Annotated in this window: 9 protein-coding genes; all 9 read left to right on the top strand. The window is 39.0% G+C overall.

Features of this window, described 5'->3' with window-relative positions:
- Positions 1–69 precede the first annotated feature (69 nt).
- The 9 genes from surA (at position 70) to JQC92_RS05405 (ending at position 12,970) form a co-directional block, all read left to right on the top strand.
- On the top strand, positions 70–1,362 hold the full coding sequence (surA, locus tag JQC92_RS05445; RefSeq protein ID WP_204998696.1) for a peptidylprolyl isomerase SurA: 1,293 nt from the start codon (positions 70–72) through the stop codon (positions 1,360–1,362).
- A gap of 12 nt (positions 1,363–1,374) precedes the next feature.
- On the top strand, positions 1,375–2,361 hold the full coding sequence (gene pdxA, locus JQC92_RS05440; RefSeq protein ID WP_204998695.1) for a 4-hydroxythreonine-4-phosphate dehydrogenase PdxA: 987 nt from the start codon (positions 1,375–1,377) through the stop codon (positions 2,359–2,361).
- A 5-nt stretch (positions 2,362–2,366) separates the two neighbouring features.
- Positions 2,367–3,167, top strand: coding sequence for a 16S rRNA (adenine(1518)-N(6)/adenine(1519)-N(6))-dimethyltransferase RsmA (rsmA, locus tag JQC92_RS05435; protein WP_204998694.1), 801 nt, complete (start codon positions 2,367–2,369; stop codon positions 3,165–3,167).
- Positions 3,168–3,175: 8 nt separating this feature from the next.
- Entirely contained in the window at positions 3,176–3,556 is a 381-nt protein-coding gene (apaG, locus tag JQC92_RS05430) for a Co2+/Mg2+ efflux protein ApaG (RefSeq protein WP_204998693.1), read from the top strand.
- A 9-nt stretch (positions 3,557–3,565) separates the two neighbouring features.
- Positions 3,566–4,384 carry a symmetrical bis(5'-nucleosyl)-tetraphosphatase gene (locus tag JQC92_RS05425; RefSeq protein WP_204998692.1) on the top strand — a complete coding sequence of 273 codons (819 nt, stop codon included), beginning with the start codon at positions 3,566–3,568 and terminating at the stop codon, positions 4,382–4,384.
- Between the two features lie 185 nt (positions 4,385–4,569).
- Positions 4,570–6,594 (top strand): HAMP domain-containing methyl-accepting chemotaxis protein, encoded by a 2,025-nt coding sequence (locus JQC92_RS05420; protein WP_204998691.1) that lies wholly within the window; start codon positions 4,570–4,572, stop codon positions 6,592–6,594.
- Between the two features lie 173 nt (positions 6,595–6,767).
- Positions 6,768–9,566 (top strand): hypothetical protein, encoded by a 2,799-nt coding sequence (locus tag JQC92_RS05415; protein WP_204998690.1) that lies wholly within the window; start codon positions 6,768–6,770, stop codon positions 9,564–9,566.
- 289 nt (positions 9,567–9,855) lie between these two features.
- Positions 9,856–12,711 (top strand): hypothetical protein, encoded by a 2,856-nt coding sequence (locus JQC92_RS05410; protein ID WP_204998689.1) that lies wholly within the window; start codon positions 9,856–9,858, stop codon positions 12,709–12,711.
- A 124-nt stretch (positions 12,712–12,835) separates the two neighbouring features.
- A complete protein-coding gene (locus tag JQC92_RS05405; RefSeq protein WP_204998688.1) occupies positions 12,836–12,970 on the top strand; it encodes a helix-turn-helix domain-containing protein in 135 nt (44 codons plus the stop codon).
- Positions 12,971–13,430 lie beyond the last annotated feature (460 nt).

The following is a 13,430-nucleotide window of genomic DNA, read 5'->3' as shown; positions in this document are numbered from 1 at the left end:
TTTAAATCGAAATGGGTATCGGATAACGAAATTAAACAAAATGAAAATAATCAGCCAAGGAATTTGTGGATGAGATTTTGTAAAACCATTATTTTTACGCTTTGTGCGTTACTACTGAGCCAAAGTGTTATTGCAGCACCACAACCATTGGATCGTGTCGCCGTTCAAGTTGATGATGGAATCATTCTTGAAAGTGAAATTCAAGACATGGTGAAGACGGTTAAAGAGAATGCGAAATCGAATAACCAATCATTACCTTCTGATAATGCTCTGCGTACCCAAGTTACTGAGCGTTTGATTTTAAATCACCTGCAAATGCAAATGGCTGATCGAATTGGCCTACACATTGGTGATCTTCAACTTGATCAAACCGTAGGTAATATTGCTAAAGAGCAAGGTTTAACGGTTGAGCAAATGCGCAACAAAATTGAAGCTACAGGAACGAGCTTCGCTCAATACCGTGAACAGCTTCGACAAGAAATTACTATTGGTGAAATTCAGCGTATTCAAGTACAGCGCCGAATTCAAGTTTCACCGCAAGAAGTCACTAATTTAGTGAACATGATTCAACAGCAAGGCCAGAAGAATGTTGAGTATCAAATTGGCCATATTCTTATTGAAATACCAAGTAATCCAACAAGTGAACAGTTAGAAGCTGCATCGAAACGTGCTCAAGCTGTTTTAAAACGCTTGAAAGATGGTGCTGACTTTAAGCGTACAGCGATAGCTTCTTCATCTGGTCCTAAAGCACTAGAAGGCGGAGTTTGGGACTATATGAACGTAAATGAGATGCCGACGTTATTTGCCGAAGTAATGAATGGTGCGAGTAAAGGTGATATTTTAGGGCCAATAAAAAGTGGCTCTGGCTTACACATCATTAAAGTAATGGACGTTCGTGGCCAACAATCAAATGAGATTGAAGAAGTTCGGGCAAGACACATTCTACTTAAGCCTTCACCGATTCTTTCAGAAGAGCGTGCAAAAACGGTATTAGAACAGCTGTTGGAACAAATCAAATCAGGTAAAGCAAAGTTTGAAGATTTAGCCCGTAAATACTCCGAAGACCCTGGCTCTGCTGCTAAAGGTGGTGAACTTGGTTGGTCGCAATCTGACGTCTATGTTCCAGAATTTGCTCGAACGCTAGATAGCCTCAAAGTTGGGCAAATCAGTGAGCCATTCCGTACCAGCCATGGCTGGCACATTGCACAGTTAGAAGAGCGTCGTAAAGTCGATGCGACTGACAGAGTTAATACAAATCGTGCTCACCAATTGATCTTCAGACGTAAATTTAATGAAGAACTGCAAAACTGGTTAGAAGAAATGAGAGCAAATGCTTATATCGAAGTGTTTGACCAAAAGTAGAGGTTTTAATTTTTGACGATTAAACGAATCGCCATTACTCCGGGCGAACCAGCAGGTATCGGCCCGGATCTCGTAGTTAAATTAGCTCAGCAGCCATGGCCTGCTGAGCTTGTCGTTTGTGCTGACCCGAAATTACTCAAAGAACGAGCAAAGCAAATGGGGCTTCCCTTGACGCTTAAGCCTTATCAACCTTCGCATGTCCCTATTGCACAAGAAGCTGGTACGTTGAATATTGTGCCTTTTGATGTTGTTGAAGACGTTGAATGTGGGGTACTGAACGATAAAAACAGTGCTTATGTTGTTGATACCTTAAAGTTTGCAGGTGAACACAATATGAGTGGTGAGTTTGATGCTGTAGTTACAGGCCCTGTCCATAAAGGTATCATCAATCAGTCAGGCATTTCATTTAGTGGTCATACGGAATTTTTTGCTAACCAAGCAGGGTGCCAAGATGTAGTGATGATGCTCTCAGCTCCTGAATTACAAGTTGCATTAGTTACAACGCATATCCCATTAGCTTATGTTTCAAAGGCGATAACGGCTGAACGCATTAAAAATATCATTAATATTCTTCATAAGGATTTGACGACAAAGTTTGCGCTTGAACGACCTAAGCTTTATGTTTGTGGTCTCAACCCTCACGCAGGTGAAGATGGGCACTTAGGCCGAGAAGAAATTGATATTATTATTCCTGCGCTTGAAGAGTTACGTGCAGATTTAGCGATGGATATTGTAGGGCCACTGCCCGCAGATACACTATTCCAACCTAAATACCTTGAAGATGCAGATGCCGTTCTCGCAATGTATCACGATCAAGGGTTACCGGTTTTAAAATCATTAGGGTTTGGTAAGTCAGTGAATATTACACTTGGTTTGCCTTATATCCGCACCTCAGTAGATCATGGTACCGCATTGGATTTAGCTGGTACTGGTGAAGCAGACGTTGGAAGTTTTGTCTGCGCTTTAAATAAAGCCATTGAACTGGCCGAAAAGAATTAATAGTAATGAGCAGTAAAGTACATTTAGGCCACACGGCCAGAAAACGTTTTGGTCAAAACTTTTTGACTGACATGAATATCATCGACAGCATTGTTGGCGCCATTTCTCCAGATAACGATCATACCATGGTCGAAATTGGCCCTGGTTTAGGGGCTCTTACTGAGCCAGTTGCTGAAGATGTCGAAAAGCTTACGGTTGTTGAGTTAGATAAAGACCTCGTTGAGCGTCTGAAAACACATCCATTTTTAAAAGATAAGCTGGAGATTCATCAAGGTGATGCAATGCAATTTGATTTCAGTACGCTGAAAGAGGATGGCAAAAAACTGAAAGTATTTGGTAACTTACCTTATAACATTTCAACACCGTTGATGTTTCATCTTTTTGAATTTGCAGAAATGATTGAAACCATGCATTTTATGCTTCAAAAAGAGGTGGTTTTACGCTTATCAGCAAGTCCTGGCACTAAAGCCTACGGTCGCTTAACCGTAATGGCGCAGTATTATTGTCAGGTAGTTCCTGTTCTTGAAGTGCCACCAGAGTGTTTTGCTCCACCACCTAAAGTTGATTCAGCCGTAGTTCGTTTGTTGCCATATGAAGTTAAACCTTATCCTTGCGATGACATAAATGTTTTAAGTAAACTGGTCACTCAAGCATTTGGAATGCGACGTAAGACGCTACGAAATAACTTAAAATCTGTTCTGAGTGATGATGAATTTGCACAACTTGATATTGATGCTACTTTGCGTCCTGAACAGATCAGTGTTGAGCAGTTTGTAAAAATGGCGAATCACATCTGTCGAAAATAGGAATAAAAATGGCACAGGATAACCATTCATTTCGAGTTGAAGTAAAAACAGATTACCTTGAGGAGCAATCCTCTCCAGAAGAAGATAAGTTTTTATTCAGCTATACCATTACGATTGTTAATTTAGGTGATTTACCTGCTAAATTAGAAACTCGCCATTGGATCATCACAGATGGAAATGGTCAGCAAAATGAAGTGAATGGAGCAGGCGTTGTCGGTGAAACGCCAACCATTGAACCTGATAGTGCGTATCAATATACCAGTGGCACAATGTTAGATACGCCACTGGGTTTTATGGAAGGTTTTTATCATATGAAAGCGCAAAACGGTGAAATGGTGAAAGCCATGATTCCACGTTTTCGTCTAGCTGTGCCAGGGTTGCTTCATTGATAGGGAAATATGTCTAAATACTTTGTTGGTGATATACAAGGATGTTATCAAGAACTTAGACTGCTGCTTGATGCCGTCGATTTTAATCCATCAAAAGATGAGCTTTGGGCCGTCGGTGACTTAGTTGCTCGTGGTCCTGACTCTCTAGCGACGTTGGAGTATCTGTATGGTTTAGAAAATAGTGTAAAAGTGGTTTTAGGTAACCATGATTTGCATTTATTAGCATTAGCTGCCGGCGTCAAAAAGCGTAATCCTAAAGATTTACTCGATCCATTACTCGATTCTCCTCACCTACCCAAATTGGTTGACTGGATACGTCAACAACCACTGGTTCGATATTTACCTGAACATAACGTCATTATGTCGCATGCGGGTGTTCCACCACAATGGGATTTAGAGACGTTATTGTTTCAAGCGAATGAAGTGTCAGATGCATTGAAAAGTGAACGTTATATTGAATCTCTTATTTCAAAAATGTATCACAATAAGCAATCTAAATGGCATTACGAGTTGAGTGATTTTGATAAGTTAAAGTTTACCATCGATGCATTAACGAGAATGCGTTTCTTACATCAAGATGGCAGTTTGAATTTTAACTGCAAGTTGCCAGCGACTCAAGGCCACCTTGAAGGGTTGAAGCCATGGTTCGAAGTCACTAGCCAGCTACGTGATGAAAATACTTTAGTTTTTGGGCATTGGGCCGCACTAATGGGAGACGTTTCACAACCACATTTGATAGCGTTAGATACTGGCTGTGTGTGGGGAGGACTCATGACAATGTGGCATTTAGAAACAAATGAAAAATTTACCCAAAAAAGGTTAAAGTAAGGTTGAAATACTGCCGATATTATTTACAGATAACAAAAAATATAACTGTAAAGTGCGGCTACATCATTCCATTGATTTTCTCGCCTTTTAATAACAATACCGAAATTTCTACTTATTAATGCAAACCCGCTTTTAAATAGGGTGCTGTATTGATTTTGGGAAGAGCTATAAAGTCGGAGTACCCTATGAAAATTTCCGTGGCTATGCGCGTCATTGGCGGGTTTAGCATTGTAACCCTAATGCTTATCATTCTTGGATTGATGTCTCATCGAACCAACAACAGTTCTAGAGAAAGTACGATGGTAATGCAGGAAGTCAGTTTACCTGCATTGAAAGCAACAAGTTTCCTATCTGAAAATCTTAGTGAACAAAGAAGGTTAGCTTTGCAAGCTTTTCATACCAATGAAGCGAGCAAAGTACCAAATATCCAAAATCAATTTCAAAATAGTTCAACGCAATTCAATCAAAGGTTAAATGAAATTGAAGCGTTAATGAGAAGCAATGAGCGTTTATTGAATCAAGCTTCTGCCATACGAAATCAATATCGCTCTTATCAATCAACGAGCCAAAGCGTCATTGCAGACCAAAAATTAGCGAGAGAAATTCAACAAAGCTTGAATGTTAAAAGTGAAAATTTTGAATCATCTTTAGATGATGCATCTTCTCTGTTACTTGATTTGATCGACTTTGAAGGGAGTGATGATAAAGCTTTACAAGCCATCGCTGCTTCAGCGGTTACTATTGATTCTAATTTAAGTGGTTTAATAACAACTGTTTTAGATCTCATCAATAGTAAAGACAAGCAGCATTACGATATTTTAAATAATGAACTGAGCTATGTTGTTGGTGATGTCATGGCTAAAGCTGAGCATCTAAAACTTGAAGGACAGAGAAATAACTTAGCATTAGATACTGTTGAAGAAGTGACCTCCAATATTGAGACATTATTGAGCCAAATCCAGGGTGCAAATTCCTTCTTATCTCAAAAAGCTAAGCAATTGAGCCTTGAATCTAAAGTCAGCTCTGGTTTTACACAATCAGAAATCACTGCGATGTCTCTGGCGAAAAAGCTTGGGCAACTCAACACAAATATTGAAACGTTCAGCAATAAAATTAACCTGCAAGCTATCGAGAATATTGACACAGCAAGTACACAAACAAAGATCGTTGAAGTGATTGTAATTTTAGTAGCGATTATCGTGAGTTATTTGGTTGTTCGTCCATTAAAGTCATCACTCGATGAAGTGAACCATGCGCTTCAAGTTTTAGCTTCAGGTGATTTAACGCATAAGCTTGATGACTCAGGCCACGATGAGTTTGCAAAGTTAGCCAGTAACTGTAACCGGCTTGTTGATAGCTTAAGGGATGTTATTACTGGCATTTTAGACCGTTCAACTCAACTTGCTGCCGCTGCGGAAGAAACATCTGCGATTACAACGCAAACCACAGCGGGTATTAATCAGCAAAAAGATCAGGTTCATATTGCTTCAACTGCAACAACAGAGCTTAATTCAAGTGCACAGCAAGTCTCTGAAAGTGCAGAGCAAGCTTTAGTTGAAATTAAGCAAGCCGATGAAGAAGCTAAACATATTCGTGAAATTGCTGAAGAAAACAAACGCATAATTTTAGCGCTTGCAGACGAAGTGGCGACAGCAGGACAAGTCATCAATAAAGTTCACTCAGACAGTGCTTCTATTGGCTCAATCCTTGATGTTATTCGAGGGATTGCTGAACAAACAAACCTATTGGCATTGAATGCTGCAATTGAAGCCGCACGTGCAGGCGAACAAGGCCGAGGCTTTGCCGTTGTTGCCGATGAAGTGCGAAGTCTTGCGTCAAGAACTCAAGACTCTACCAGTGAAATCCAGCAGATGATTGAAATTCTTCAACAAGGAACTGAAGAGGCGGTGCGAGTGATGGAAATTGGCCGTTCACAAGCTAATAGCTGTGTCGATAAAACTGAACAAGCTAATGCTGCATTAGAGACAATCAGTAACTCTGTACATAAAGCTTATGACTCAGGGATGCACATCGCTGAAGCAGCACAAGAACAGAATGTTGTTAGCCAGCAAGCATCAGCAAAGCTTGATGACATCGCTATGATTTCAGAAGAAACTGTTGTGGGTGCGGAGCAAACTGCAGCGTCAAGCCATCAAGTTGCACAATTGGCTGAAGAGCTTAAAACTTCTGTTGGCGAGTTTAGAGTTTAAATTTCCTGTAAGCCCCTATTTATGGGGCTTTTTATTTTTTGATAGTTGTCTAATTTAGAGTGTTAATGAACAAATATTAAAGAATTTTTCACCTTACGTTCAATTTTATTTCAAACCATTTCGGTTAAACTGCATCAAGTCGTCGAAAAATATCAAGAACTAATGAGCAGTTTATGACAACAAGTTTTTTGTCACTACCAGTGAATGCAGCAAGTCGAGGCAAGAGTGAGCTAGAGAGCTATCTGGGGGTGTCTTTTGACGCAACAAAAGCACTTCGTCCAAGTGATATGGCGGTTGGTGGTAACACGCAAACTCATAGAACTTTATCTTTAGACAGCCAAACCGTTTATCAGCTTCACCAAACATTTTTGGGATTGTCACCTGAGCATCAAAGAGAGATTGAGCGAAGTTTGTCACCAGTCACGAGGGCTGAATTACAGAGCTCTCTATCTGATAGTGTTGGACGATTAACCTCAGAATTTTTTAATGGTTCACTTTCTGTTGAGCAACCTACAAGAATTAGCTCTAGCGATGCATCTCAACAACGAACTCATGAACAAATTGAGTCTACCGCAAGCTTTAATACTGAAGAAAGGGCAACACATTCATCAGTGACTCACTTTAATCATACAGGATTAGAGAGTGAATCTATGAGTGAAAGTGTTACTCGATTCCGTGCTGCAAAGTTGGAGTTAGAGAACAACTTTGCTGATGAGTTGCAAAGGCAAACCGAAGAAAAAATGGTTTATGAAAATAAGCTTGAATCTATGAAGGAGTATTTAAAGACTTACGCCCACAGTATGCGAACTTATTCTGACTTAAAGCAAAAGTTAGAGTTTAATTATATGCTTTTAAACTTTTATACTGTCGCTAAAAAAGACAGTGACGTTAATAAGCTTGCTCAAGCTGTGAATCCTCTGCGAGTTGACAAATTCGAAAAAGAGTCTCAAGAATACGCTGACTTAATTACTAAAACAAAGACTGAACTTTCTGATTTGCATAAACAGGTGAATAAGAAAGTGAAAGACTGGATTCCTAAGAGAGAAGCCTATTTTGCTGCTCAAGCTAAAGAACAACAGAAGAAACAAAAACAAGGAACTAAAGAGCTAAAGCAAACCAAGCAAAGAGCTACAAGCTCGAGCTCCCCTCAAACTACAATTGCAGACTCAGATTCTGACTCAAGAAGAAAAGTTGTTAACAAGCGTGTAAGGGGGGCTTATGATGCTCCTACAATGCCTCCTCCACCTCCTCCACCTCTGTCACCCAGTGCGACCATAAATCAAGTTAAGTTTGCTAGGGAGCGTCACTCAGAAGAGCAGTATGCATCTTTAGTCTTTGGCTCATCTAAGACCGTCGATCCCACAAGCAGTGTTGATTACGAATCAATGAAGCCGCTGCCTCAAAGTGATGAGGAAGGAAAAAGCCTTAATTTTGATAGTGCAGGTTATGTTGACCCAACCGTATTTAATGAAGAGCAAGATGAGAAAGTACATTCAGAGTTTCTTGCTACGATTGAAGATTTTGCTGCCTTAGATGTGACACAAGGGCTGATCGGAAAGAATAACCCATTCAATAAAAGAAAGGTCAATGAACATACTTATCAAAATAGTGATTTTGTTTCGATTCGTGATAGAGAATTAGCTGCAACAGAAGATAGTGTAACTCTCTCTAAAGTTCCGGCTGACAGTACATTCTTGAAAAGTGAAAGCCTGGCCTCAACTGTTTATGAGAATTTGGAGCCTAACCCTGCCGCTCAAGAATTACCTAATCCAAATAGGTCACTCATTGAGTTTGAAACAGACGGGATCTCATCATTGAGTTTCAGGCAGCCTCCAAAAGACGAAGTTGCTGCAAGAAGTGCGGTTTTTTCGTTAAGGATGACATCTGATAGAGTCGTAGATAGCTCTCAGAATGAATTGGCAGATTCTGTTCCTTCAAAAATCAATATTCAGGAACAGCCATTCACTTCTTCACTAGTTGCTCCTAAAATGATGCCCAGAGAGCCTGTAAGTGTTGTTACTCCACCTCCTGCACAAGTTAACCATTCAGCCTCTTTACTTAATTTGCCTAAATCAGAAATACAGCAAAGTACAAGCGAGGTCGAAAGGTCTTCTGTTCCACTGCCTGAACCTAAAATTGAAGAAACAGGTATTGAAATGGTAGGAGGTACACAAAGTGCCCCTATTGAGAGTAATTCGGCTACGGTAGACCTTTTAGTAAATGCATTGAGAGAAAGAAATATAAATGATGTAAAAGAGTTAGCAGCTTTTAAGCAAGAAAAGGTAACTGTTAAATATACACATAATGAGATAGAGCAGGAAAGTGACTGGCTAGCGATTGACAAGCCCAATTTCGATGCAGCGGCAGCTTTAAGAGAGCTGGATAGCTTTGATGAAAAGACTACTGCTGATTTAGATACAGCTAACGCATTGTTTGAGCAGCAAACGATACAATACCAAGCTAAGAAACATGGTATACAAGATGAAGTCTTCGGAGGTCTTGAAGATTCAAGTTCTCCCTTACATAAAGCGCTAAAGAATAACAATTATGAGATAGCAAATCACCTCATTAAAAGTGAAGCTGAAGCAAGAGATACATCTCCTTTTTATATCGTGGTTAAAAGGAAGTTGTCGGGCTGGATAAGTCGACTCTTTAGCTTTGCATTTTCAAATTCTAGGCAAGTATCTCACACAGAAAATACGGAAGATGCAAAACCGTTTACTGTAACCAGTGGTGATATAAATGAGCAGGATATAAAAGGAGATACGCCTCTTACCTTACTTATAGACAATAAGAAGCATGCCATTTTTAATGGGATTGTATCTAAAGGTGATAGCGGTAGGTTATGGCTCTCGGATACGCATAAACAAATGCTGAAAAATAAGCTTGATGAAAGAATTAGGGATGAAAAAGAAAAATGTAAACCTCAGTGGAGAGATGCTGTTGGTTACTTGGGCGTTTGCTTGGATTGACGCATAAAACTTCTTAGTAATATTAGGTGTTTATCTCTTTATTCTTGTAGTAGTACCCAAGAAGTTGTTATTAGACCAAGCCTTAAGGCTTTCAGCTTACCTCTTTAGGTTTAACTTTATAATAGAATAAAACTACCTTTCTTGATCTAAATAACATTGAGTTCTCAATACTTTTTAATGAATAAAAATTAAAGTAATTTTTATCTTCCGTAAATTATGGCTCAGAAAAAATCTTATAAACTTAGTTTATTAAACGAGTTATTAATTAGAAAAATTTTGAGAGATAGAAGTGTCAGTTGATTCCCTGAGCAGAACCGTAAATGTAAGCAGCTATACCAGTGATTTAGACAGAAGTCTGAGTCCGAATAATGCTGTGGGACAAAAAAAAGGTGTTAAGTTTTCAGGATTGAAACCTGAGCATATGGCTCAAGTCCCTAAAACAGGTTCTCTAATTTCAAGAACAGCAACAGGAGTTGAAAATCAATGGCGGACTACCCCTAGTGATTTTGAATCTGACAATAAATCAGTTCAAGGGGATGAAAGTTCAATAGTTGCAGTAAGAAAATTTCATAATGATCGAAAATCGGCTACCTCAGAAAGTGATAGTTCAACAACTACGCCTAACTCATCTCCCGATACGTCTCCAGATTCTTCGCCTACATTAGGTAAAAAAGAAGTTGCTAGAACTGGCGAACAATATGAACATCAGAAAATTCGAAGAAAAAACAAAATGCAAAGCGTTCCTTTACCTCTAACTCCGATTGAAAAGCTATGTAAGAGTGAGTCACAAAAATCCCAGCTCAAACCCATATCAGAGAGTAAGTTTACTTCGAGTAAACCTATTTCTAGGAAAAAAGTAGAAGAAAAGATGCAGAGAGTAAGGGATGTCGAGCTTGAGTATGCTCAAAAATTGGATGAATTTAAGAAGGAGGAACAGCATTATGATAGTGAGTTAGACGCTACCAAAAAGGTATTTGGAACAAAGCGTACTGGATTAAAACGTGCGAAAGAGCATAAAGAATTTGTTACTAAACAAGCACAATTATATTCAGATTTAAAAGGCGCTTTATCAGAATGGCTAGTTGCTGCTAAATATGAAGCAACGCTTGCTAAAGGAATTTCTGAAGGTGCGGTAATTAAACTCGACGCAGCAAAAGCTAAATTGGATTCGTTAGAAATGGAACGTAGCAAATTCAAAAGTAAAATTGATTCTAAGCTTAAAAAGTGGAAGGAATGGGTTTCAAAGAACATAAAAAATCCAGAGCAGAAAGGTAGCGCTTCTTTAGCAAGTAGAGAGGGGACTCCTAAAGCTGAAAGAAGTAAAGTTGCTCAGGCGCCTGATGCAAATGAATTTCATGCTCAGAGTCAACAAGATGGTGTATATGATTTGTTAGATCCGAAACCAACAATGGTTAAACTCAAACCATCAAAGGAAGCAGGGGTAATGGCGTCTCGTATTGTTATTGACAGTACAAAGTATGAGTCAATACCTGGACAGTCAGATCAAGTTGCGATTGGCAATCAAATGTATGAGTCAATACCTGCACAGAGAGAGACGGCTGTAGCTCCGCCTCATAATGATGTTGTAGATAATCCAGATAATCAACATATGTATACAGACCCAAATTCAAGCATTGTGACAGATGCTTTGAAGCCTAGAGTAGAGTTTAAAGAGGAAGGCTTACCTTTCCCAGAAGAGGAACATATCTATGATGCAGTTGAGAACCTTAAAGAAGAAACTGATTTATACACACAAATGGATGACCCTCTAGTGCTCGCTGCTAAACTAAAAGCAGAAGAGAAAAATAATGTAAGTCAGAGGCGAAAAGTACAGGTCGATCCAGTCATGCTAATGACTCCAGATAATGTTGAACTTATGTATCAACAGGATAATGCACAAAAAAACACAGCAGAGTCTGAGGCTTATGTGACTTCAGAACAATTAACAGAGACTTCAAGAGAACCAAAACCCACTGATGACATAGGCCAGCATGTACTATTTTCACAAGCTACAGGGCGTCCGTTACATGAGAGGTTGGGCGACTCTACTCAAGCTTCTTCTGATGAACCAACAAAACCAGTTATTTACGCAAATATACGGCCACCTTTGCCTTCGAAGGATTTCGAGATGTCATTGGAATATGACAGGCTAGCGCCGCTACCAGCAAGTAACCCAATAGGTACAACTGAAGTAAGTGAAGTTTCTGGCACCAGCGAAATAGAAAAAGAAAAACCTTTACCTACGGCGAAAAAACCAGAATTATCTTCTTTACAACCAGCAGCTGTAAAGCGTGTGATTAGTGATGAAAGTAAAGGTATTCATGAAGGAGCTATAGTTTTGTCAGCTCCCATAACCCCAGATAGTGAGTTAGCAACTGTAGGAGAGAAAGCAGCAGTTGAATCGATTATTGACCCGGCTACTTCTGAGGACAGTGAAGTTACATCAAAGCTCCTTGATGCAATAAAAAATAAAGAAGCTGAAAATATCAAGAACCTAATGAGACCTAAGGTTAAAGAACTTGACCTTGAAGGTGTTTCTGATTGGTTAAAAGTTGAAGATACTCCTGACGTTGATTTATCTAAAGCTGTAGAAGGGCTTAAAGAGTTTGACGAAAGAAAGAATAATGATTTAAAAACGGCAACCGCATTATTTGAACATGGTGGTTTCCATGGTATTAAAACTCCAGAGCGAGCCGATGAGGTTTTTGGAGAGCTAAATGCTTCTGACTCTCCACTTGAAAATGCGCTTAAAAAGGATAATGGCGTTATTGCAAAACACTTAGTCGGACTTGAAGCTAATGCAAGAAAAACCACACCGTTGCGTATCACTATAAAACGAGGTTTAACTCGATTTTTTAGCAAACTGTTTAACTTTGTATTCAAACAAAAAACTCCAATCTTGGCAAATGATCCATTTTCAATCGATGGTGTTTATCAAGTAAATTATGCAGAGCTAAATAAAAAAGATAAACAAGAGAAATCTCCACTTCAATTACTCATTGAGCAAGATAAAAAACAGGCAATATTAGATATTCTGCGAACAGAAGACTTCGATGTCGAAAAGTTAACAGATCGTAATGCACTTTATGATTTGGCCCAAGGCAAAAACGGTTGGGAGGGTGTTGCAAGTATTCTAAAAGCTTAAGTTTTGTTTTATTAAGTAAAATTCCTTAATATCATTGAATATTCATCTTTTTATTCTTAAAGGAATACTTAAGAATTTGTTGTTGAGTCAAAAGGATAGATTAAATATACAAGGAGTAGGACCAATGACATTCGGGCAAATTATTAAATCTTTTCGTACTGAAAAAGGGTTAAGCCAGCCAGAGTTTGCTGAGCAGGTTGGTATTGAGCAATCCTACTTATCAAAACTAGAAAATGATAAGTCGTTACCGTCTAATTAAACGATTCAATCACTCTTGAAAGTGATTGGGAAAACATTATCTCAACTTCTTCAACAAATTGATTCTCAAATTGAAATTGAACGTTTATACCCATGATACTTGAACCTAAAAAACTCAGTTGAACGCTAAATGACTTTTTAAGCCCATGAAAGTAAATTAATAACCTGATTGAATATTATCACCTGTTGGGTGAATCGCTCTACGCTCACAAGATGGTTAAAATTGCCGTTATCTGCGTTAGAACATTTGCAAGTAGATTAACTACTTGCTGCACGCTCTGCCTTGCTACCGATAATTTTTTCTGCGCTTGAAAACGTACCCAACTGAGTTTTCTAGGTTGAAGATGCATGTTTCAGGACTTTTTCAGCGCCAATTCTTTGAGGCGCATTAGCGAAGGAATATCGGGATTCTTTCGAGCTAATGTAACAAAGAAGAATTGGCGCTGAGAAGTCCACGCAGT

This window comes from Parashewanella hymeniacidonis, assembly GCF_016900895.1.
Classification (GTDB): domain Bacteria; phylum Pseudomonadota; class Gammaproteobacteria; order Enterobacterales; family Shewanellaceae; genus Parashewanella; species Parashewanella hymeniacidonis.
Note: the sequence above shows the minus strand (reverse complement) of the source record. Positions and strands in the feature narration are given on the sequence as shown.